The 21,463-nt window shown below is 72.9% G+C and carries 18 protein-coding genes, 1 tRNA gene and 1 pseudogene; 9 read left to right on the top strand and 11 right to left on the bottom strand.

Going from position 1 to position 21,463, the window contains the following annotated elements; translation table 11 throughout:
* Positions 1-80: 80 nt before the first annotated feature.
* From ABD352_RS05895 to ABD352_RS05885, 3 genes are all read left to right on the top strand, one after another.
* Positions 81-3,242: an AfsR/SARP family transcriptional regulator gene (locus tag ABD352_RS05895; RefSeq protein ID WP_344611180.1), complete on the top strand. Its 3,162-nt coding sequence runs from the start codon at positions 81-83 to the stop codon at positions 3,240-3,242.
* Positions 3,239-4,027, top strand: coding sequence for an SMP-30/gluconolactonase/LRE family protein (locus ABD352_RS05890; protein WP_344611179.1), 789 nt, complete (start codon positions 3,239-3,241; stop codon positions 4,025-4,027). The genes ABD352_RS05895 and ABD352_RS05890 overlap by 4 nt, the downstream gene beginning before the upstream one ends.
* A 70-nt stretch (positions 4,028-4,097) precedes the next feature.
* Positions 4,098-7,532, top strand: a complete 3,435-nt coding sequence (locus ABD352_RS05885) for an ATP-binding cassette domain-containing protein (protein WP_344611178.1) — start codon at positions 4,098-4,100, stop codon at positions 7,530-7,532.
* 13 nt (positions 7,533-7,545) lie between these two features.
* On the opposite strand, the gene ABD352_RS05880 is transcribed toward ABD352_RS05885, so the two are convergent.
* A complete protein-coding gene (locus ABD352_RS05880; protein WP_344611177.1) occupies positions 7,546-8,058 on the bottom strand; it encodes a DUF6000 family protein in 513 nt (170 codons plus the stop codon).
* A 21-nt stretch (positions 8,059-8,079) separates the two neighbouring features.
* Here ABD352_RS05880 and ABD352_RS05875 point away from each other — a divergent pair, with 21 nt between their 5' ends.
* A complete protein-coding gene (locus ABD352_RS05875) occupies positions 8,080-8,514 on the top strand; it encodes a hypothetical protein (RefSeq protein WP_344611176.1) in 435 nt (144 codons plus the stop codon).
* A gap of 105 nt (positions 8,515-8,619) precedes the next feature.
* Entirely contained in the window at positions 8,620-9,462 is an 843-nt protein-coding gene (locus ABD352_RS05870) for an aldo/keto reductase (RefSeq protein ID WP_344611175.1), read from the top strand.
* 56 nt (positions 9,463-9,518) lie between these two features.
* Here the strand turns inward: ABD352_RS05870 and ABD352_RS05865 are convergent, their stop codons facing one another.
* From ABD352_RS05865 to ABD352_RS05855, 3 genes are all read right to left on the bottom strand, one after another.
* Complete coding sequence (locus ABD352_RS05865; RefSeq protein ID WP_344611174.1) at positions 9,519-10,358, bottom strand: polysaccharide deacetylase family protein; 840 nt, start codon at positions 10,356-10,358, stop codon at positions 9,519-9,521.
* 155 nt (positions 10,359-10,513) lie between these two features.
* Entirely contained in the window at positions 10,514-11,470 is a 957-nt protein-coding gene (locus tag ABD352_RS05860; protein ID WP_344611173.1) for a ricin-type beta-trefoil lectin domain protein, read from the bottom strand.
* Entirely contained in the window at positions 11,467-11,670 is a 204-nt protein-coding gene (locus ABD352_RS05855; protein WP_344611172.1) for a hypothetical protein, read from the bottom strand. The genes ABD352_RS05860 and ABD352_RS05855 overlap by 4 nt, the downstream gene beginning before the upstream one ends.
* Before the next feature lie 290 nt (positions 11,671-11,960).
* Here ABD352_RS05855 and ABD352_RS05850 point away from each other — a divergent pair, with 290 nt between their 5' ends.
* Positions 11,961-12,146, top strand: coding sequence for a hypothetical protein (locus ABD352_RS05850; protein ID WP_344611171.1), 186 nt, complete (start codon positions 11,961-11,963; stop codon positions 12,144-12,146).
* A gap of 46 nt (positions 12,147-12,192) precedes the next feature.
* Here the strand turns inward: ABD352_RS05850 and ABD352_RS05845 are convergent, their stop codons facing one another.
* The gene (locus ABD352_RS05845; protein ID WP_344611170.1) at positions 12,193-13,302 is read right to left on the bottom strand and encodes a hypothetical protein; all 1,110 of its coding nucleotides are present in this window, start codon (positions 13,300-13,302) and stop codon (positions 12,193-12,195) included.
* A gap of 272 nt (positions 13,303-13,574) precedes the next feature.
* Here ABD352_RS05845 and ABD352_RS05840 point away from each other — a divergent pair, with 272 nt between their 5' ends.
* Both ABD352_RS05840 and ABD352_RS05835 read left to right on the top strand, forming a co-directional pair.
* Entirely contained in the window at positions 13,575-15,602 is a 2,028-nt protein-coding gene (locus ABD352_RS05840) for an AfsR/SARP family transcriptional regulator (protein WP_344611169.1), read from the top strand.
* 36 nt (positions 15,603-15,638) lie between these two features.
* The gene (locus ABD352_RS05835; RefSeq protein WP_344611168.1) at positions 15,639-16,835 is read left to right on the top strand and encodes a proprotein convertase P-domain-containing protein; all 1,197 of its coding nucleotides are present in this window, start codon (positions 15,639-15,641) and stop codon (positions 16,833-16,835) included.
* Between the two features lie 136 nt (positions 16,836-16,971).
* On the opposite strand, the gene ABD352_RS05830 is transcribed toward ABD352_RS05835, so the two are convergent.
* The 6 genes from ABD352_RS05830 to ABD352_RS05805 form a co-directional block, all read right to left on the bottom strand.
* Positions 16,972-17,100 (bottom strand) — tRNA-OTHER (locus ABD352_RS05830).
* Between the two features lie 173 nt (positions 17,101-17,273).
* A complete protein-coding gene (locus tag ABD352_RS05825; protein ID WP_344611167.1) occupies positions 17,274-17,708 on the bottom strand; it encodes a S26 family signal peptidase in 435 nt (144 codons plus the stop codon).
* Positions 17,709-17,713: 5 nt separating this feature from the next.
* A complete protein-coding gene (locus ABD352_RS05820) occupies positions 17,714-19,552 on the bottom strand; it encodes an ABC transporter ATP-binding protein (RefSeq protein WP_344611166.1) in 1,839 nt (612 codons plus the stop codon).
* Complete coding sequence (locus ABD352_RS05815) at positions 19,549-20,067, bottom strand: hypothetical protein (protein WP_344611165.1); 519 nt, start codon at positions 20,065-20,067, stop codon at positions 19,549-19,551. The genes ABD352_RS05820 and ABD352_RS05815 overlap by 4 nt, the downstream gene beginning before the upstream one ends.
* A gap of 73 nt (positions 20,068-20,140) precedes the next feature.
* A complete protein-coding gene (locus tag ABD352_RS05810; RefSeq protein WP_344611164.1) occupies positions 20,141-20,305 on the bottom strand; it encodes a hypothetical protein in 165 nt (54 codons plus the stop codon).
* Positions 20,287-20,868 carry a MauE/DoxX family redox-associated membrane protein gene (locus tag ABD352_RS05805; protein WP_344611163.1) on the bottom strand — a complete coding sequence of 194 codons (582 nt, stop codon included), beginning with the start codon at positions 20,866-20,868 and terminating at the stop codon, positions 20,287-20,289. Before ABD352_RS05805 ends, ABD352_RS05810 begins: the two co-directional genes overlap by 19 nt.
* A gap of 240 nt (positions 20,869-21,108) precedes the next feature.
* On the opposite strand from ABD352_RS05805, the pseudogene ABD352_RS05800 reads away from it, so the two are divergent.
* A pseudogene (locus ABD352_RS05800) lies at positions 21,109-21,463 on the top strand (hypothetical protein); the annotation flags it as partial.

Genomic DNA, 21,463 nt, shown 5'->3' with positions numbered 1-21,463 from the left:
GAGCCGTTCCGTCCGGATCGGCGGAAGGGCCACGACCGGCATCGTCGACCACGGCCGGCCGTGCGACGGGGAGGGGTCGTTTGCGGATCGGCCTGCTGGGACCGCTCGAGGTGCACACCGGCGACGGCGCGCCCGTCGAGGTCGGCGGCTCGCGCCTGCGCGTGCTCGTCACGCTTCTGGCGCTGGAGCCCGGGCGGGTCGTGCCCGCCGCCCGGCTGGTCGACGGCGTCTGGGGCGAGCACCCTCCGGCCGGCGCCGGGAACGCCCTGCACTCCCTGGTGTCGCGGCTGCGCCGGGCGCTGCCCGACGGGGTGCTGCAGGCCCGCCCGAGCGGGTACCTCCTCGACGTCGACCCGGCCGGCCTCGACCACGTGCGGTTCGAGGACCTCGTGCGGGCGGCCCGGGCCGAGGACGAGCCGGCGGCCTCGGCCGAGCTCTTCCGGCGGGCCGAGGAGCTGTGGCGCGGGCCGGCGCTGGCCGACGCCGGGGACTCCGCGTTCGCCCGGCCCTGGCGGGCCCGCCTCGAGGAGCTGCGGCTGGCCGCGACCGAGGACCGGCTGCACGCGGAGCTGAGCATCGGGGAGCGGGTGGTGGCCGAGCTGGAGGCGCTGGTGGCCACGCACCCGCTGCGCGAGCGGCTCGTCGCGCTGCTCATGCGGGCCCTCGCCGACGCCGGGCGCGGGGCCGAGGCCCTCGCCGCGTTCGAGCGGCTGCGGACCCGGCTCGCCGACGAGCTCGGCGCCGACCCGTCGGCCCAGCTCATGGACGTACACCTCGGGATCCTCCGGGGCGAGGCGGAGCGGGAACGCCGGGCGCCCGTCGCGGGGAACCTGCGGGCCGCGCTCACCAGCTTCGTCGGGCGCGACGCCGACATCGGCGCGGTCCGCCGCCTCGTGGGCGCCGGACGGCTCGTCGCGCTGGTCGGGCCGGGCGGCGCGGGCAAGACACGGCTGTCCGTGGAGACCGGCCGCACGCTCGGTGAGGAGTTCCCGGACGGGGTGTGGCTGGCCGAGCTGGCCCCGATCACCGGGCCGGCCGAGGTCATCCAGGCCGTCTGGGCCGCCCTCGGGCTGCGCGACCCGGCCGGCACCACCGGGCCCGGGCTGCGCGGCGGCACGGCCGAGCACGACGGCACCGACGCGCCTGGCCGGCTGGCCAACGCCCTCGCGCACCGGCGGCTGCTGCTCGTGCTCGACAACTGCGAGCACGTCATCGCCGCCGCCGCGACGCTCGCCGAACGGCTGCTCGGCGAATGCCCGCACCTGCGCATCCTCGCCACCAGCCGGGAACCGCTCGGGATCACCGGCGAGGCGCTGTACGGCGTCGAACCCCTCCCCCTGCCCCCGCCCGGCGCCGACGAGGTCGAGGCCGAGCGGTACCCGTCGGTGCGGCTGTTCCGGGACCGGGCGGCGGCCGTGCGGCCCGGGTTCGTCCTCGACGCCGGCACCGTCGAGGCGGCCGTGCGTATCTGCCGGGCCCTCGACGGCATGCCCCTCGCGATCGAGCTGGCCGCGGCCCGTTGCCGCACCCTCGCCCCGGCCCAGATCGCCGACCGCCTCGACGACCGGTTCCGGCTGCTGACCCGCGGCAGCCGCACCGCACTGCCCCGCCACCAGACGCTGCGCGCCGTCGTCGACTGGAGCTGGGACCTGCTCGACGAGCCCGAGCGGGCGCTGTTGTGCCGGCTGGCCAGCTTCCCCGGCGGAGCCACCGCCGCGTCCGCCGCCGCCGTCTGCGACCCCGACGGGCGCCTCGGCGACGTGGAGGAGCTCCTGGCCACCCTCGTGGAGAAGTCGCTGCTGCTCGGCGGGGACGACGGGCGGTACCGCATGCTGGAGACCATCCGCGCCTACGGCCTGGAACGCCTCGACGAGCGCGGCGAGGCCGACCAGCTGCGCCGCCGCCACGGCGCCTGGTTCCTGACCCTCGCCGAACGCCTCGAACCCGACCTGCGCACCAGCCGCCAGCTGCAGGCCCTCGCCGTGCTCGAGGCCGAGCACGACAACCTGCACGGTGCGCTGCGCCGGGCCATCGACGCCGGCGACGCCGACCTGGCCGTGCGCCTCACCGCGGCTGTCGGCTCGTACTGGTGGCTCGGCGGCCACCGGGTCGAGGGCTCCCTGCTGGCCGCCGACGCCCTCGCGCTGCCCGGCCCGGTCGACCCCGAGGCCTACGCCATGGCCTGCGGCACCGCCGCCGTCAACGGCTTCGACGGGCTCGGCGACACCGAGCTGCTCGACGAATGGTTCCGCGCCGCCATCGACTACGACGGCAGCCACCCCATGTTCCGGCTCTTCCAGGTCATCGCCGGGCTCTATCGGGAAGGGCCGGTGCCGCAGGTCATCGACCGCATCGGGTCCCTGGCCGACGACCCGGACCCGTGGATCGCCGGCGTGGGCCGGCTGCTCGTCGGCCACACCGTGCTCAACGTCGGGGCCCGCATCGACGACGCCCTGGCCTCGTTCGAGTCGTCGCTGGCCTGCTTCCGTGGCATCGGCGAACGCTGGGGCATGTCCTTCGCGCTGTCCGCCCTGGCCGAGGTGGTCGCCCGCCGAGGCCGCCACGCCGAGGCCATCGCCTACTACGAGGACGCCCTGGCCTACCTGCGGGCGCTGGGCTCCACCGAGGACCGGCCGGTGACCGAGGTGCGCCTGGCCCAGGAGTACTACCTCGTCGGCGACCCCGACAAGGGCGACGCCGTGTTCGAGGAGGCCCGCCGCACCGCCCTGCGCTCCGGGGTGCCCGACAGCATCGCCTTCGTGGAGTACGCCTGGGCCCACCGCGCGCTGCGGGCCGGCGAGCTCGACCGGGCCCGCGCCCGCTTCGCCCGGGCCCAGCAGCTCGTCGTCGGCAACCGCGTCTCGCCGCAGATGGTCGGCATGCTCGACAGCGGCCGGGCCCTGGTCCTGGCCCACGACGGCGACCACGCCACGGCCCGGGCCGTGACCCGCACCGCGATCGGGCACGGCCTCGCCGCGTTCGACGCGCCGATGATCGGCGCGGTCCTCGACGACGCGGCCGAGGCCGCCCTCCTCGCCGGCGAGCCCCGGCGGGCCGCCACCCTCCTGGCCGCGGCCGAGGTGCTGCGCGGCGGGCCGGACCAGACCCGCCCGTGGACGGCTGGCGTGGCCGCGCAGGTCCGGGCCGCGCTCGACGCGGACGAGCTCACCGCGGCCGCCGACGAAGGGCGCAAGGCCACGTTCGACAACATCCTGGACTTCTTCCCGGAGGAACCGCCATGACCGACACACTGCTGAGCGGCCTGGGCATCCCGGAGTCGGCGCGCTGGCGCGACGGACGGATCTGGCTGGCCGACTGGGGCGCCGGCGAGATCCTCGCGATCAAGCCCGGCGGGCCGGCCGAGGTGATGGCCCGCCTCGACGCGCTGCCGATCTGCTTCGACTGGCTCCCCGACGGGCGGCTGCTCGTGGTCGACGGCTCCGGCCGGCGGCTGCTGCGCCAGGAGCCCGGCGGCGAGCTCACCGCCGTGGCCGACCTGCGGGCCGTCGCCGACGCACCGTGGAACGAGATCGCCGTCGACGCGCGCGGCAACGCCTACGTCAACTCCATCGGCTTCGATTTCCCCGGCGAGGAGTTCCGGCCCGGGCTGGTGGCCCTGGTCACTGCCGACGGTGACGTACGGCAGGTAGCCGGCGACCTGATGTTCCCCAACGGCATGGTGGTCGCCGGCGGGGACCTCGTCGTCGCCGAGTCCTACGCCGGCCAGCTCACCGCCTTCACCATCGGCCCCGGCGGCGAGCTGACCGGCCGGCGCGTCCTCGCGAGCGTGCCCGACTCCGCGCCGGACGGCATCTGCCTCGACGCCGGCTTCATCTGGTACGCCGACGTGCCCAACCGACGGTGCGTCCGCGTCTCGCCGCAAGGCGCCGTCGACCGGGTCGTGGAGACGCCCGACGGCAGCTTCTCGTGCGCGGTCGGCGACGGCACCCTGTTCGCCCTCACCGCCGGATGGGGCCCCCAGGGACCGGTCCCCGACAGCGGCAAGGTGCTCGCCGTCCCGCTGTAAATGCGTTGAGCTACCCCGGGGTGAAGGGCAGGCTAGGACCACCGCTGCGCTTCACCCCGGGGGACTCACCATGCGCCTCATCCGTGACCTATGGGCCACATCACCGCGCCGAACGGCGCTCGTGGCCCTCCTCGTCGTGCTCGGCGCGGCCGGGCAGGCCGCCGCCTCGGCCGTCGGTGGCGCGGTCCTCATCCACAGGTCATGGGCCATGTTCGCGGTCCTCGCCGCCGCCCTCGCCGCGGCCGTGCTCACCGACCTCGCCGTCGGGCTCGTCATGGCCCGGCTCACCGCCGACTGGGCCGCCGACGTGCGCCGCCGCCTGTGCCGGGTCGCCTTCGGCCAGGACCTGCCGACGCTGGAGACCACGCCGGTCGGCGAGCTGCTCGACCGCATCGACGGCGACGTCTACCAGGTCGGCGCCGAGCTGCGCAACGCCGGCGTGCGCATCGCCCAGGCCGCCTGCTACACCGTGCTGTCGGTGGCGACCGCGCTGTTCGTGTGGTGGCCGGCCGGCCTCGCGATGATCGTCATCGCCGTCGTGCTGACCCTGGCCCTGCGCGCGCCGACCGCGAAGATCGCCGCCGCCCGCATGCGCGAGGAAGAGGCCTGGTCCGACCTGGCGGCCGTCATGGAAGAGAGCATCCACGGGCAGGACGACGTCCGCACCACCCTCGCCCGCCCCTACGTGCTGCGCCTCTACGCCCGCCGGGCCGCCACCGTGCTCTCCCGCGGCCGCAAGGTCTGGGTCCGCTCCTCCGCCGTCACCTCCGTCGCCTCCGCCTTCGTCCGGCTCGGCATCGCCCTCGTCGTCCTCGGCGGCGTGTGGGGCCTGGCCACCGGACACATCGACGTCGCCCGGCTCAGCGCCGTGTGGCTGCTCGCGCTCGGCTTCGGCGCGACCGTCGAGCACACCAGCCGGATGGTGCCGGAGCTGCAGTACGCGCTGGGCGCCTGGGCCCGGGTACAGCTGCTGCGGGAGGCCGAACAGGAACCGATAGGCGGGCTTCCCCCCGCCGCCGGCGATCTCGAGGTACGCGGCCTCACGTTCCGCTACTCCCCCACCGCCCACCGCCCGGCCCTGCGCGACGTGACCCTCACGTTCGCCCGGGGCCGTTCCTATGCCCTCATCGGCCGCACCGGCTCGGGCAAGTCGACGCTCGCCAAGGTCCTCACCCGGGCCGTGCAACTGCCCCGCGGCGCCGTCTTCCTCGGCGGGACCGACCTGCTGGACCTCGACGTGGAGCAGCTGCGGCGGTGGATCGCCGTGGTACCGCAACGCACCGAGATCCTGGCCGGCACCCTGGCCGAGAACATCGCGCTGTTCGACCCCGAACTGCTCGGCGCGGCCGCCCGGGCCATCGACGAGCTCGGCCTCGCCGGCTGGGTCGCGGAGCTGCCCGACGGGCTGCAGACCCGCCTCGGCGAGGGCGGGCACGTGCTGTCGGCCGGGCAGGAGCAGCTCGTCGCCTTCGCCCGCATCGTCGTGCGCGACCCGCAGGTCGTCATCCTCGACGAGGCCACCGCCCGGCTGGACCCGGTGACCGAGGCGCAGGTGCAGCGGGCCACCGCACGGCTGCTCACCGGGCGGATCGGCATCATCGTGGCGCACCGGCTGTCCTCGGTACAACAGTGCGATGAAGTCGTCGTGATGGCCGACGGCGCCGTGCTCGAGGCCGGCCCCCTCGCCGCGTCGGCGCGCTTCGCCGAGCTGCTCGCCACGTCCAACGCCGAGACCGCCGAGACCGCCGACTCCCCCGCGCCGCCCGTCGTCCGGACCGTCGTGACCACCGCCGCCGCCAAGGCCGACCCGCCGCCGCTGCCCGAGCGGCCGAAGGCGCGCACCTTCTGGAACATCTTCCGGCTGGCGACGAACGACTGGCGTTTCGGCCTCGTCTCCGTCGTGCTGTTCGCCCTCATGACCGTCGTCGGCCTCGACGGCTCCGTGCTGCCGTGGCTGTGGGCCGACCTCGTCGACGGCAGCGGGGACGTGTGGTGGCCCGCCCTGGCCATCGCGGGTGCCCTGCTGATCGCGATGCCGCTGCCGTACTTCACCGGCCGCCTCTTCCCCGAGTGGTGGGTCCGCCAGCTGCTGCGCATCAGCCTGCGCCTCGTGCACGGCCAGACCGGCGCCCGCCGGGTCAGCAAGCACACCCCGGCCGAGGTGGTGGCCCAGGGCGGCGACACCGAGCGGGTCGTCGTGCTGGCCGACAACCTCATCGACCAGTGGATCTGCGTGTGGGTCCTCGTGGCGATGACGGTCGTGTCCGGCTCGTTCGTCCCGGCCCTGTTCATGGCCGCCACCATCGTGCTCTCCGGCCTCGCCGCCACCCTGTTCGGCCCGGCGCTGAAGGCCTCGGCGCAGAAGACGGTCGCGGCCCGCGCCGCGTTCGCCACGGCGCTCGTGTCCTGCATTTCCGCCGCCCGTACGGTGAAGCTCTCCGGCGCCACCGCACCCGTCCTCGCCCACCTCGCCCGCCTCGACGGCGCCCGCAGCGAGCGCCAGCGCCGCGAGATCGCGGTGCAGGTGTGGGCCCGCTCCACCCCGGCGCTCGCCAGCGGCCTGCTGCCGATCGGCGCCTGGGCCCTGCTGCTGTCCGGCCAGATCTCGGCCGGCGCCGCCCTCGTCGCCGTGTCGACCCTCGGCTCGGCGCGCTGGTTCGCCTGGACGACGGCGTCGCTCGTCTCGCAGCTGCCGTCGGCCCGGGTGTGGACCCAACGGACGGTGGACATGGCGGGCGTGGTCGAGTACGCCGCCGCCGTCCCCGGCGTCGACCTCTCGGAGGGCACCGCCCCGGCCCCGGTCGCCGCGCCCCGCCACCCGCTGCGCCGGCTCGAGCTGGACGGGTTCACCGCCGTACACGAGGACGGCACCGTCGCCGTGCGCGACCTCGACCTGTCGATCGAACGCGGCCAGCTGGTCCTCGTCGTCGGCCCGGTCGGGTCGGGCAAGTCGTCGCTGCTGCGGGCCCTGGCCGGGATCGTGCACCACACGGGCCGGCTGCGCTGGAACGGCGAGCCGGTCACCGAGCCGGAGATGTTCCTGCGCCCCAACCAGATCGGCTACGTGGCCCAGCTGCCGCGGGTGCTGTCGGGCACGGTCGCGGACAACATCGCGCTGGGCCACGAGGTCGACGCCCACAGTGCCGTCTCCACCGCCCAGCTGGAACACGACCTCGAAACCGCCGGCGCCGGCCTGGGCCTGCTCATCGGCCACAAGGGCACCCGGCTGTCCGGCGGCCAGCTGCAGCGCCTGGCCCTGGCCCGCGCCCTGGCCCCGCGCACGGAACTGCTCATCGCCGACGACGTGTCCTCGGCCCTGGACGTGACCACGGAGCTGGCCCTGTGGCGGGCGCTGCGCGAGCACGGCGTCACGGTGATCGGCTCGACCTCCAAGCGGGCCGCCCTCACCCAGGCGGACCGGGTGGTGGTCCTGCAGGGCGGCGCCGCCGCGGCCCAGGGCACCTGGCGCGAGCTCGAGTCCCGCTGGGGCCACCTGGCGGGATAGTGCGGCCCGGACGTCACAGGGCGGACAGCTTGGCGATGCAGTCCCGGTAGGTGCTGACGTCCGGTGGATGGGAGACGGCGCCGGCCCAGCGTTCCCACAAGCCGTCGGAGGCGAGATAGCGCTCGGCGTGGCTGGTGCCGCGTTGCCTGTCGAGGTGGAGCAGTGCGCCCAGCGCCCAGTGCTGGTCGTAGCGAAGCTCGGCCCTCGGCAGATAGCGGTCGAGGTAGGCGACGAGGATCTCGGCGTCCTGGTCCGTGCCGAAGGCGGCGAGCGCGAAGCAGTAGCCCTGGCCGCTGTAGCAGACCTCGCTGGCCAGCAGGAGGTCACCGATGGTCTCCCGGAACTGTGTGCGCCGGCCGATGCCGATGAGGTAGGCGGCCACCAACCGCGGTCGCCAGTTGGGCATCCTGCCGGGTTGCAGCAGAAAGGTCAGTTCCTCATCGCTGATCCGCTCGGCGTCGTGCCGCAGGCCGTGCAGCACCGCGGTGTTCTCCGGCCGGCCGAGGCGGCCACCGAGGAGGTCCATGTAGCGAGGGCTTCCCGGCCTGTGCGCGACGACCACGTAGCGGCTGATGGTGTCAGGTGCCGGATCTGCTATCGGCGGCAGGTAGTCCACGACACCATCTTCCCCGAATCGGTACCGCGCCCGGGCTCGCCGGCCGGCCTGGCGCTGTTCACCGGCATCTCATCCGTGGTTCCGCCCGCGCTGACAGGGCGCAAGGACACGCTGTACCCCCACAAGTCCAACGCCGAGTACCAAGCCTATGTGGACGGTGACCCGGCCCTGCTGGCGGTCCTGGCCCAGATCGACGGCCAGCCCCGCACCGCCCAGGTGGCCCGGCACGTGGTCTCGCGCCCCGAAGGGCCGGGGAGTCAGCCTCCCGGGCCCTTCGGAGTGAGCTTCTCTGCTCACGCCGGCGAGATGGGTGACTTCCTCGCGGCGCGAACCGGGGACCCGACGGTGACCCGTGGCTGTAGGTGATGCCGGCCCGCTCGGGGGTGATCTTTGCCCGGCGGGTGGCGAGGAACTCGCGTACCTGCGTGCGGTTGCCTGTTTGCCCGCATTTGCCCCTCTTACCGTGGAGACATGGTTCCCGTGATCACGCTGAACGACAAGACGACGATCCCGCAGCTTGGCTTCGGCACGTACCTGGTGCAGCCGGAAGAGACCGCCGCGGCCGTCAGCAGCGCCCTCGAAGTCGGCTACCGACACATCGACACCGCCCAGATGTACGAGAACGAGGCCGGCGTCGGTGCGGCGGTCGCCGCGTCCGGGCTCCCACGTGACGAGCTGTACCTGACCAGCAAGCTCAGCAACGCCGCACACCGCCCCGATGACGTGCGCCGCACGTTCGGCGAGACCCTCGACAGGCTGCGGGTCGACTACCTCGACCTGTTCCTGATCCACTGGCCGCTGCCCTCCCGCTACGACGGCGACTTCGTCTCCACCTGGAAGGCCATGACCGAACTGGTCGCCGACGGCCGGCTGCGCTCGGCGGGCGTATCCAACTTCGAGCCCGGGCATTTGGAGCGCATCATCGGCGAGACCGGCGTCGCGCCGGCCGTCAACCAGATCGAAGCCCACCCGTACTTCCCCAACACCGCCGCCCGCGAGGCTTCCCTCGCCCACGGCATCAAGGTGGAAGCGTGGGGGCCGCTCGCTCAGGGCGCGGTCCTGCACGACGAGACGATCGCCAAGATCGCCGCCGCCCACGGTAGGGCCGCCTCCCAGGTCGTCCTCCGCTGGCACATCCAGCGTGGCGACATCATCTTTCCCAAGTCGATGCGCCCGGAGCGCATGCGCGAGAACTTCGCACTGTTCGACTTCGTCCTCACGGACCGGGAGATGGCCACGATCGACGCGCTCGACAAGGGCGCGATCGGCCGGGTCGGCCCAAACCCGGGCACCTTCGACTGGATCCCCAGCTGATCGCCGCACTCCGGGGGGCCGGCCAACCTCATGGCGGCCCCTCACCGCACGATAGATCAGGAGTAGTAGTCCTCCAGCCGCGCAGGCGTCAGGCCGGCCCGTTTCATGCCCTGGAGCGCGGCGATGAAGTCCTCGACGAACTGGTCGCGGAAGTGCATGAGGATGATGTCGCCCGGCTGGACGACCTTGACCTCCTGGTACCAGACGTTGCCCTGGTTGACCGACTCCTTCCAGAAGAACGCGGCCTTCATCCCGCAGTCGCGCACGGCGCGCAGCGTCGTCGTGTCCTTCTCGCCGAACGGCGGCCGGAACAGCACCGGCCGCCGGCCGTAGAGCTCGCCGAGCCGGTCGGCCGAGCCGCAGATCTCCCGCCGCTGCGCGTCGTACGACAGACCGGACAGCTTGTTGTGCGTGATCGTGTGCGCCTCGATCACGGCGCCGAGGTTCTGCAGCGTCCGGAAGTACTCCGGGTTGTCGCTGATCGCGTTGATCGTGAGGAACAGCGTCACCGGCACGTGCGCCTCCCGCAACAGCTCGGCCGCCTCGGGATGCTTGACCCAGCCGTCGTCGATGGTGAGGAACGCGACCCGCTGGTCGGTCGGCACCCGAGCGACCCACGGCACGGCGCCGTCCTCGGCGACCGCGGCCGTGCGGACAGCGGGCGGGGCCTTGTCGAACCGCGGCAAGCGGTCGGCGTAAACACCGGGGGACGGCGAGGCACTCGGCGATGCCGTCGCGCTCGCGCCGGCGCTCGGCAATGCCGACGGATGGGCACCGGCGGAGACCGGACGCACGCCGCGGCCGGTGAGTTCGGCGTCCGCCACGAGGGGCGCGGCCAGCAACAACGCGGCCGCCAGCAGGTATATCCAGCGCATCTTGACGCCGCGGACCAACATGCGCCGAGCGTAGCCAGAGGCGGGCGTGCCCCGAGCGAGGTCGGGGGCGAAACCGCGGGCGAGCGACAGCCGGCACCCACAGATACCCAGGGCCCGGCTGGTCGGCTGCCGCCGCGGTCGCGTTGAGCACCTCCACGACCGACCGCGGCGATGGGCTACGGCAAGGACCACCGTTGGGCGCCGGACTGGTTACAGGCGGCCATGCGCAGCGAGGTCCTGCCGTCCTCATCGTCGTCGTCCGGCTTGCCGAGACACAGCCCCGACGCCGGATTGATCAGCGAGCCCGCGGCTCCCGACCGCCATTGCTGGGCGGAGCCTCCGTCGCAGGTCTGCAGGGTGACCTGACCGCTCGCCGCCTGCAGGCATCGGCCCTGGGTCTGCAAGGTGCCGTCGCCCGCCACGGTCCACGTCTGACCCGCGCCGTCGTCGCAGCTCCACCTGCGGACCCTGTCGGCGTGCGGGCCGGCGCCGCCGTCAAGGCACAGCCCGGAGGCGCCGGTGATCCGGCCGGTGCGAGCGCCGGCCGACGATGGTTGCACCGGCGTGGGCTGCTCACCGAGAACGGGGGTACCGCTCGGCTGGGCATTGTCCGATGGACGGGGTGGCTGTGCGGATGCGGGCGGCGCCTCGGACAAGGACAAGGCTGCGGCCATTGACGGCGTGTTCGATGTCGGCGACGGCGATGGGGCCTGCGCGGCGCCCGTGGTGAAGTGACTTGGCTTCGGTACTGCGACCCCGTCCGCGTCGACAGCCGGAGACGCCGGCCGGTCGCCGACGGCGAGTACCAGTGCGGTGATGCCCACCAGCAGGATCAGCGCGCCCGAACTGACGGAGAGCAGGCGACGTCGGCCGCGATGTACCGCCGAGGCGTGCCTCTTCAGGGCCGAGCCGATCCGCCGGTGTGAGCGGGCAGGACCCGTGCGGTCGGGCGGCGCCGCGGGCCGGTCGTGACGCTCGGGTTGGTCACCCGACGGCGGTGGGTCGCCCTTGACCTCGTTTGCGGGGTCTTCCGTGTGCTGACGAAGGCGGACGTAGGGACGTACCATAAGCGGAGGTTCTTCGTCGATCTCCGGATCGCCCATGCCCAACACCGTCTCGTCGGCGTACGTCATTCGCCGGCCGCCTCGTCCACCACGGGCCGCCGGCCCGGGCCGGTGTTCGTGTCGCGGTACTCGACGTCATCGCGGCCGGGCGCGCGTTTCGTCGCCGTCGGGGGCCGGCACCCGCAACGGCTGATCGGCGCCCGGCTCGACGTGAGGATCAACCGTACTGGCAACACAACGAGCATCGTCAACGGGATGTCGGGGGGCATGCACCGACGGTAAGGGCCATTGCCGTGCGCCGATGAGTTCGTCCGGGGTGATATGCGGATTCACCCTCCTCTCTCACCCTGCCCGGGCGAGAACCTCGTGCGCCGCAAATGATCTGACGCATTCCCGATACTTGCGCCGTTTTCGGTAACCCGGGCGAGCCCATTCACGCCCATTCACCCAGACACATTCCACGTGGCTGGACGTGGTAGGCGCACCTGGAGGCAACTGGCCGCGCCGCGATCGAGCCCCCTGTGACGTGATCTTTCAGCATCCTCATTCAAGGACGGTCATGAAGGACTACAGGGCACCCGAAAACCGGAGCGAAGCCCTCGCGCTCCTTGAAACCCACATCGAACGGGACGGAATATGCGAAGGCTGCCTGGCATCGTGGGCGCGGCTGGTCGACTTCCCCTGCTCGTTCGCACAGGCGGCACACCGCATCCTCGCCGATGATGCTGCCACCGGCGACCGGTGACCGCTTCTGCGAGACCACCGCGCATTGCATGACCGGCGCCTCGTGATCATGCGCCGATGATGCTGAGGAAGATCGCTGACAGCCACCCCGGAATGGTCCGGGGTTGCCGATGCCATGCCTGGCTGGCGAGGCTGTCGATGACGGCGGCGGTCCCGCCGGGAGGAGTCGCCGTTGGTGATCGGGCAATCGCTGTGGCGCCGCGTCGCCGGGTTTCGCGGCCGTACGCGCGGCTGGTCGCGTCGTACCTGCGCCGTCTCGCCGGCCTCGCCGACCAGGCGCGGGCCGAGGCGGTGCTGGCGGCGCGGCGCTCGGAGCTCGCCGCCGCCGTCATGCGTGCGGTGCGGACCGTCCTGCTGAACGTCCGCGTCCACGCCGGCGCCAACGCCGTCACCGTCCACGCCGACGTCGAGGCGGACACGGACGGCTGGGAGATCACGGTCGTCGACGACGGGGTGGGATTCGACCCCGATCGCACGCCGCTCGGATACGGGCTGTCCCACCAGGCCGGAGACCATCTGCGGCGCTTGAGCGCCGCGCCGTCGATCGGGTGCGACCCGTAGTCGGTGTTGACCTTGACCTCTACGAGTGCGACTCCGAGGTCGGCGGCGTAGTTGTAGATCGGCGACTTCGCGGCGGTCGCGCACCAGGTCGCACGGACGGCTCCGGTCAGCGTCGTCGGTGAGCACGAGAACGCGGTACCGCCGCCGCCGTCTTCGTCGAGGAAGAGGACGTGGTCGCGGTACCAGTCGCCGGGTTGCAGGATCTGGACTTCCAGACTCGACTGGTCGCTCAGCCCGTCAGCGGTGGCCGTGGAGTCCCCGGCACCCCAGCCGCACACGGTGCCCGGGTAGGAGTCGAAGTTCTTCGACTGCCACTGCGCCTCCGTTGTCGGCATGGCGCCCGGGTGCGGCTCGTTGTACGTGTCGGTGAGCACCTCAGTGGTCCGCATCAGCGCGGTCGTCTTGGGCATGATCGTCCCGCAGTCGTACTTGAGCTTCCGCAACGCCGCGTCCGGCCGCGCGGCGGCCGTGGACGACCCGTCCACCGCGTGTGAAGTCGCGGCGCCCTCCGGGTCGTGTCCGGCGCAGCCTCCGACGCCGACCAGGACGAGACCGACGGCGAGGGCGCGGATGGCGGGGTGAGAGTGCTTCAACACGAGGTCACCGTAAACACCGGACGTCGGCACAAGCACCCGGGGAAAGTCCCGGGTTCACCCACTGCCGTCGTACGTGCGAGCCTTGCGGCGTGCGTTGTAAGTGTCGGCCAACTGACGTATCGGCGCATCGGGGTTGCCCGTCCTTCTCCTGACGCACCGGAACTCTCACCGTCGGTGCCCAATGTCAGGAGGAGCCATCCGGCTGTGCGAAGACCACGCCCGGTCGCGGCGGCTCGCCGCCCACAACCTCAGCGCTATCTGGAGGGACGTCGTTGGTCCGGCTCGAGCTCTTCGGTGGTTTCCGTGTCACGATCGGCGCGCTGGTGGTGCCCGACGAGGCGTGGCACCGACGCAAGATGTCCGCGTTGATCAAGTTGCTGTGCCTGGCGCCGAAGCACCGGCTGCGCCGCGACCAGATCACGGCGGCGCTGTGGCCTGACCTGACACCGGCGGCGGCCGCGGCAAACCTGCGCAAGACCGTGCATTACATCCGGCACATGCTCCCCGAGCAGCACTACGAGACCAACCCGATCGTCGCCGAGGGCGACCTGCTCGGCCTGCCGGTCGAGCACATCTGGGTCGACGTGGTGGCGTTCCGGACGCAGGTCGTGCAGGCCCGCGAGCGCCGCGACCTCGAGGCATACGCGGAGGTTGTCGAGCTCTACCGCGACGGTCTGCTGCCCGAGGACGACGACGAGTGGACCGCGAGCTACCGCTTCGACCTACGCCGGGACTACGTCGCGATCCTGGAGGAGTACGCGGGCATCCTTGAGGCGGCCGGGCTGCTGGAGGAGACCGCTCGGGTCGCCCACACCCTGATCGAGCTGGACCCGCTGATCGAGTCCGCGCACGTGTGCCTGATGCGGGTGCTCGCCCTGGCCGGGCGTCGGGCCGAGGCGCTGCGGCAGTACGAGGTCCTCAGGCGGGTCCTCCAGGTCGAGCTCGGTATCGAGCCGGGCCCGGAGGCGCAGCGGATGCACGAGGAGGTGCGGGTTCGTCAGGTCACCGAGCCCGCGTTGACCTCCGCCCTGTGGGAGCGCGTCGGCACGCTGCGGATGGTCTCCGGCGATCCGCGGGGCGCGGTCAAGGCGTACACCTCGGCGCTGGAACGCACGACGGGGCAGGCCGACGCGGCCCGGCTGCACCGGCTCCTCGCGTCGGCCCACCTGGACCGCCACCAGGTCGCCCTGGCCGAGCCGCACCTTGCGCGGGCCGAGGCGATGACGACGGACCCGGCGGAGGCGGCGCGGCTGGCATGTCTGCGTGGCGAGGTCGACTGCCTCAACAGCGACCTCGACCGTGCCCTGCACAACGCGTTACGAGCTCGTGCGCTCGCCGCCGTCCACGGCACCGCCGAAGACCGGGCGCGGGCCGAGGAGGCGATCGCCATGGTGTCGCACGTGCGCGGCGACTGGCGACGCGGTCTCGACGCCGAACTGCGCCGCGCCGGTGGGCAGCTCGACACCGACACGTTCGTCGGGCCGTTCGACATCCACCAGTGCATCGGACAGTTCCACCTGTACTCCGACGAGCTCAGCCGCGACGTGGAACAGTACGCGCGGACGACGCTCGCACACGCCTCCGACGCCGGCGTCGTGCGGGTCCAGGCGTTCGCCTGGTGCCTGCTCGGCGAGTCGCTGCTACTGCACGAACAGTTCGACGAGGCGGCCGGCTGCCTCGGGCAGAGCGCGGAACTGCACGCGTCGCTCGGCTCGACCTCCGGCGCGTTGCCGTGGCAGCGGCTGGCCGAGGTCGCCGTCTGCCAGCAGCGCTACGACGAGGTCGGCCCGGCGCTGCGCAGGGCGTCCGCGATCGCGACGGTCTCACCGATGGCCCGGCACGTGTGGCAGCGAATCCACGCCACCGCCGCGTTCGCCCGCCTGGAGCGCGGCGAACCCGAGCAGGCAGCCCGGTCGATCCGCGCCGCGGCCGCGGCGGCGGCCCGATACGGCGGCTGCCCCACCTGCGGCGCGCTGCTCCACCCGATCGCCGCGGAGACCTACGCCGCGCTCGGCGACTGCGAACCGGCCCGCGCCCACGCGGTCGCGGCGGCCAGGATCGCCGAGCGGTTCGGCGGCTCGGCGTGGCAGGCGATGGCCTCGTCGTCCGCCGCCAGCGCCGCGCTCGTCGAGGGCGACCCGCGGGCCGCGGGCGCCGCGTTCACCGCCGCCGCGGCGGGTTACGAGCGGGTCGGGCACGCCTACTGGGCCCGTCGTTCCCGCCGTCAGGCGGCCGGCGCCGCGGGCCTCGCCGGCCTCGCTGACCAGGACGGGAACGTTCACGGAACGCCGCGTCCCTAGGGTCTGCCCGACGACTCATCCGAGGGGACGACCATCATGCACCGCTTCACCCGCCTGTTAGCCACCACGGTCGGCGCCGCGCTGCTCGGTGCCGCGCTGACCGTGGCCACCACCGCCCCGGCCGCCGCGTCGCCGGGCGGGCCGTCCTGCGTCGGCGTCAACACCACCGACCTGACCGTGATCGGCTCGAAGAGCGGCTCCAGCACGACGAGCATCGAGAACTGCGACCCGTCGTTCACCGGCAGCACGATCAAGCTGGACCTGCACTTCACCGCCGGCAGCGACATGAGCGCGCTGGACATCGCGCTGCTGGCTCCCGCCGGGACCGGCTACCACCCGGTGGCCTGCTCGCTGAGCTGCACGCCGATCGGCCTGAACTACACCATCCGGCTGTACCTGGCCTCCAACGAACTGCGCAGCGGCACGTGGACGCTCACCGTCGCCAACCGCAGCTTCTTCGGCAACGCGACGCTGGACTCCTGGCAGGTGGCCGTCGACCTGACCAAACCGCCGACGGGTTGCTACGGCACCAACGGTTCCGACGTCGCGACCGGCAGCTTCGTCGCCACCAGCATGATCCCCATCGCCTGCAACGGCAAGGCCGCCGCGAACACCACGGTCGAGGTCCACCTGAACCAGCCTTCGCTGTCGGCATTCCTGGTGTACCTGGTCGCCGAGAACAACGACAAGTACCTGCTGAAGCCGGCCGACGACGAGCGTGACGCCATGAACACCGTCTACACCGTCGACGTCTCCTCCGAGGGGGCGTACCAGCACTGGCGGCTGCAGATCGTCCCGAGCCCGTACTACGTGCCCCCGTTCCCGGCGGGCGTGCTCGACTCGTGGTCGCTGAACGTCGCGCCGGTCGGCCCGGCGACGGCCTACACCGCGAGCAACAACACCGCGCAGACGATCTGGAGCACGGGCCAGGTGTCCAGCCCGATCACGGTGAGCGGCGTCGGCGGCAACGCGTCCAACCACTCGACGGTCCGGGTGCGCATCACGCCGACGAACGACGTCGACTACCTCTCGTTCTACCTGATCGCCCCGGACGGCACCCGCTACCTGCTGGGCAATGCGCCGTACGACCACACCGCCCCGATCGACGAGACGTACCCGGTCAACCCGTCACTGGAGCTGCGCAACGGCACCTGGAAACTGCTGGTCTCGCCCTCCGGCTCGAGCGGCAACTACGCCTACGGCACCCTGCAGGGGTGGACGCTGACCGTCTGACGACGCAGTTCGGCGATGGGCGGTCATCCGGGGGGTATGGCCGCCCATCGCGCTCCCGTGGTGGGACAGTGACGTCGAGCGGGAGACGATCACCCGGCTCGCCAGCGCACTCGGCGCCGGCCTGGCATGGAGGCACTGGTGGGCCGCCGGGGACTCGAACCCCGAACACTTCGATTAGAAGGAGAAGGAAGCGCCTCCATGCCCGCACAGGCGGAGAGCGGACGCGCTACGCATTCGAATGCTCTACCAATTGAGCTAGCGACCCGTCGTCGATGGTGGCATGGCCCGCCTCCGCGGTGCTATCGAGTTTGCATCGCGGGACGGGAGGCGGCACGTTCGCCGGGTGCCGAGGTGGACGCAAAGCGACTTCGGGACAGCTGGACCTGGCCCTTGATCGATACTCTGCTGCCGTGACCGTGTTGAGACGTAGCCCAGGCGCTACAGGGACCGCAGGACGACGGCGCGCAGGCGGGTCACGGGGATGGGGCCCTCCTGGCGCGAGTCGTAGCTCTCGTCCGGGTTGTCGCCGGTCACGACCAGGAAGCCTGGCGGGACCGTGGGATGGGCGGCGAGAGGCGCCCACCCCGCGAGGTCGGCCGGCACGGGCTCACCGGCCGCGGCGACCAGGCGCTTGACGAACCACAGCCGGCCGGGGTCGGACGGGCGTACGGCGCCAGGCTCCGCCGGCGGCGCCAGCAGCACCAGCCGGCCGGTGGCGGCCCGGCGGGTGCGGCGGGCCAGGACCTGGGCACCGTCGGCCAGGGTCGGCAGCATGCTCGGCCCCTCGACGCGCACCAGGACGAGGTTGCGCCGGCCCCACCACAGCGCGGCCAGCAACAGTGCCGCGGCGACGATCAGGAGCACCATCCACATAGGACTCACGCCTTCGCCGTCTGGTAGCCCGAGGCCTGCAGCGCGAACAACGTGGCGTACTCGCCGCCGGTGGCCAGCAGCGACTCGTGGTCGCCGCGCTCGCTGACCGCGCCGGAGGCGAGGACAACAATCTCGTCGGCCTCGCGGATGGCGTTGAGGCGGTGGGAGATGAGGACGCTGGTCAGGCCCTGGCGCTGGGCGCGCAGCCGGGCGTGGACCTCATGCTCGGCGGCCGCGTCCAGCCCCGCGCTCGGCTCGTCGAGGATGACCAGGTCGCGGGCGTCGCGCAGGAACGCGCGGGCGATGGCGATGCGCTGGCGCTGGCCGCCGGAGGGGTTCACGCCGGTGGTGTCCACGCCCTTGGCGTCGGGGGCGTTGAAGCGGCGGCCCAGCATCGTGTCGTAGCCGTTGGGCAGGGCGGCGAGCAGCTCGTGGATGCCGGCCCGGTCGGCGGCGGCGTGGATCCGCGGGCGGTCGTCCAGGGCGGGCAGGTCGCCGACGCCGATGTTCTCCGCGGCGCTCAGCTCGTAGTTGATGTAGTCCTGGAAGACCGCGCTGATGCGGGCGCGCAGGTCGGCGGGGTCGAGCTCGCGCAGGTCGACGCCGTCCCACAGGATCGCGCCGCGGGTGGGGTCGTAGAAGCGGCACAGCAGCTTGACGAGCGTGGACTTGCCGCAGCCGTTGCGCCCGACGAGGGCGGTCGCGCGGCCGGCCGGGATGGTCAGGTTGAGGCCGCGCAGTACCCACGGGTGGCCGGGGCCGTAGCGGAACCACACGTCGCGCAGCTCGATGCCGGTGCGCAGCGGCGGGACGGGAAGGCAGACCGGCGGTACGGTCAGGTCGGGCGGGTCGGCGAGCACGGCCCGGTAGCTGTCGAACAGCAGCAGCGCCTGGATCGCCTTGGCCGCCTGCGTCGCGGCAGTCGCGAGCGCGGTCTGCACACCGAGCACCGCGGCGAGGAACATCGCGATGTCGCCGACGCTGTGCCGCCCGCCGCGGGACTGGGCGGTCACCACCAGCAGCGCGGCGCCGGCCACGACGGCTGCGGCGGCGGCCAGGCCGGCCTGCACGAGCATCGCGCGGCGGTCGGTGGTGTGCTCGGCCGCCTGGGCGGTGCGCCGCTCGCGCAGCATCCGCTCGCGCAGGAACCCGCCGAGGCGGAACAGGCGTACCTCCTTCGCGGCCTGCTCGGTGGCGAGCATGTCGCGGTAGAACAGCTCGCGGCGCTTGGCCGGGCTGATGTCCCACTCGGTCCAGGCGCGTTCCCGGCCCAGGATCAGCTCGGCGGCCAGGACCGGCAGGCCGGACAGCAGCACGGCGACGGCGACGGCGGGGCTCACCGTCCACAGCGAGGCGACGAGACCGCCGACGGTGAGCACGGCGGCGAAGACGCCGAACGCGCTGTCGATGACCTGGCCGGGACCGCGGCCGCCGGACTCGTCGGCGAGCATGAGGCGGTCGAGGTACTCCGGGTCCTCGAACCGCGCCACCCCCACCACCAGGTCGACGGCGCGGAACAGCCGGTCCTTGGCCAGCAGCGCCACCGCCCGCTCGACGTCGGCCCGGACGTAGGCCAGGACGGCGGGGGCGAGCCCGAGGAGCAGCCCCACGCCGGCCAGCGCGCCGACGGCCGCCGTCCAGCCGGTGCCGGTGGCGCCCCGGGCGAGGCCGTCGACGACCGCCCGGGTCAGCAGCGCGGCGGCGACCGGCAGGGCCGCCGTGAGCAGGGTGCCCGCGGTCAAGACGGCGGTCCGGCCCGGCGCCGCGCCAACCGCGAGCCCCACGGCGGCGCGCACATGCGCGGCGATCCGAGCCGGGGCGAGGCCGAGCCGCTGCTCGCTCATGCCGTCGCGACCAGCTCGGGCTGCTGGTAGTCGTGGCTGGCGATGGTCTGGCCCGGGCCGACGGTGCAGAACGACGGCGTGGCCAGCACGTGGAACGCCCGGGCGACGGGCCCGCGGCGCCGCTCGATCAGCGTGCGCACCCCCGGTCCGAACGCCTCGACCATGAGGTCGGCCTCCTCGGACTCGCGGATGACGGCGAGGGTCCGCGACCGGTCGCCGAGCGCGTTGGCGGTGGCGGTGAACGCGGTCACGTGCGACTGGCACAGCTCGCAGTCGGGGTCGAAGAACCCGATGACCGTGCCGGGGGCCAGGTCGTCGCGGGTGAGCACCTCCCCGGCGGTGGTCGAGGCGGCGAAGTCCTCGATCCGCTCGCCGATGTCGGCCATCGTGGGCGCGCCCTTCTCCAGCGTGGCGAGCCGGACCTCGTGGCCCGCCACCCGGCGCAGCAGGGCGAAGGTCAGGACGATGTTCAGGGCGACGACAAGCGTCAGCACGACGGTGAGCGCGATGATCATCGCGGGACGCCTCCTAGGGTGGGGCCGGGCCCAGCGGCGCACCGCCGGGCCCGGGTGTGGGAACCGAAACGACTCAGCAGCAGGGGCGGCGGCCGTCGGCCGTCTTGGCGCTCAGGACGCCGTTGCTGCCGCAGCCGAAGCCGCAGGTGCCGCGCACCGGGGTCGCCTTCGCGTCCGCCTGCGGCACCACCAGCTTGAGCAGGCTGTGGGTCAGCTTCTTCATGTCGATCGCCTCCACGTGGGTTGTGGGCTCCTCTGCCGGGCGGCAGAAGTCTTTGGCGGGAGCAGGAGTTGTCGTACGTCGTCCAGCACGGTCACCAGCGCGCCCCCGAGGACGCCGGCGAGCCCGGCGAGCAGCGCCCCGCCGAGGTCCGGGCTCGTGTCTGTGACGAGCCCGGCCACGGCCGCCACGGCGGCGATCGCGATCAGCGTGAGGTTTCGCCAGATGTGGAACTTCCCCAGCGGTACCGCGCTGTGCCCGAAGCACTGGCAGGTGGTGCTGACCCCGCGCCACACGACGAGCCCGATCGCCCCGGCGAGCCCGGTCAGCAGGGCTGCGGCCAGCCCGAGCCCGAGCGCCCCGGTGATCCGGGTCGGCGCGGCCAGCAGCAGCACGATCGCCACTTCGCACCCGACGACGAGCACGGCGACCGGCCGTACGAGCCGCTCGGGCAGGATCGCCATGCGCCGCGTGGAGCGGCGGAACGCCCCGAACGCGGCGGCACTGCGGACCTTGGTGAAGGCCGAGACCGCGAACACGGTCGCGATGAGTACCCTGCCGAAGAGCGCGACGTACAGCACCCGACCTCCCCCATGCATCGCAGTGGGTCGATCGTGCTGGTGCGGCGTTGGAAATTCGTTAACTTTTCGTTGAATCCCTGGTCGCGAACTGTTACGAAGGCAGTCGCGCCCCCTTCCGCGGTCGGCCGCGCTCCGGGACGAAAGATCGTCTCCGGGCCCGTAGAGTGCGCCTGGTCCGGGTCGATCAGCGCGAAGCCGTATCGGGCCGGACCGGGCGAAACGCGCAGGAGGGAGGCCGCGTTGGTCGATGTGGGAACGGTGCTCGCCGGGCGCTACGAGATCACCCGGCACATCGCCGCCGGCGGCATGGGCGACGTCTGGCAGGGCGTGGACCAGATCCTGGGCCGCACCGTCGCCATCAAGCTGCTGCGCGCCTCCGACGACTTCGTCGACCGCTTCCGCTCCGAGGCCCGCATCATGGCCACGATCAGCCACCCCGGCGTGGTCGACGTGTACGACTTCGGCGAGGACCCGGCGGCCGCCGCCCGCTGCTCGTCGGCGCCGCCGCGGTGCTGGCCGTCGCGCTCGCGGTCACGGCCGTGGTGCTCCTCGGCGGCGGCCACGACGGCCCGCAGCCGCCCGCCGAGGCGGCCGC

The sequence above is a fragment of the Dactylosporangium salmoneum genome, from assembly GCF_039532525.1.
Classification (GTDB): Bacteria; Actinomycetota; Actinomycetes; order Mycobacteriales; family Micromonosporaceae; genus Dactylosporangium; species Dactylosporangium salmoneum.
Note: the sequence above shows the minus strand (reverse complement) of the source record. Positions and strands in the feature narration are given on the sequence as shown.

What these genes read in the sequence shown, in the direction of transcription:
- ABD352_RS05890 (WP_344611179.1), top strand. Translation starts at nt 3,239, where the DNA reads ATGACCGACACACTGCTGAGCGGCCTGGGCATCCCGGAGTCGGCGCGC.
- ABD352_RS05885 (WP_344611178.1), top strand. Translation starts at nt 4,098, where the DNA reads ATGCGCCTCATCCGTGACCTATGGGCCACATCACCGCGCCGAACGGCG.
- ABD352_RS05880 (WP_344611177.1), bottom strand. Translation starts at nt 8,058, where the DNA reads ATGGACCTCCTCGGTGGCCGCCTCGGCCGGCCGGAGAACACCGCGGTG.
- ABD352_RS05870 (WP_344611175.1), top strand. Translation starts at nt 8,620, where the DNA reads ATGGTTCCCGTGATCACGCTGAACGACAAGACGACGATCCCGCAGCTT.
- ABD352_RS05865 (WP_344611174.1), bottom strand. Translation starts at nt 10,358, where the DNA reads ATGTTGGTCCGCGGCGTCAAGATGCGCTGGATATACCTGCTGGCGGCC.
- ABD352_RS05860 (WP_344611173.1), bottom strand. Translation starts at nt 11,470, where the DNA reads ATGACGTACGCCGACGAGACGGTGTTGGGCATGGGCGATCCGGAGATC.
- ABD352_RS05855 (WP_344611172.1), bottom strand. Translation starts at nt 11,670, where the DNA reads ATGCCCCCCGACATCCCGTTGACGATGCTCGTTGTGTTGCCAGTACGG.
- ABD352_RS05850 (WP_344611171.1), top strand. Translation starts at nt 11,961, where the DNA reads ATGAAGGACTACAGGGCACCCGAAAACCGGAGCGAAGCCCTCGCGCTC.
- ABD352_RS05835 (WP_344611168.1), top strand. Translation starts at nt 15,639, where the DNA reads ATGCACCGCTTCACCCGCCTGTTAGCCACCACGGTCGGCGCCGCGCTG.
- ABD352_RS05825 (WP_344611167.1), bottom strand. Translation starts at nt 17,708, where the DNA reads ATGTGGATGGTGCTCCTGATCGTCGCCGCGGCACTGTTGCTGGCCGCG.
- ABD352_RS05820 (WP_344611166.1), bottom strand. Translation starts at nt 19,552, where the DNA reads ATGAGCGAGCAGCGGCTCGGCCTCGCCCCGGCTCGGATCGCCGCGCAT.
- ABD352_RS05815 (WP_344611165.1), bottom strand. Translation starts at nt 20,067, where the DNA reads ATGATCATCGCGCTCACCGTCGTGCTGACGCTTGTCGTCGCCCTGAAC.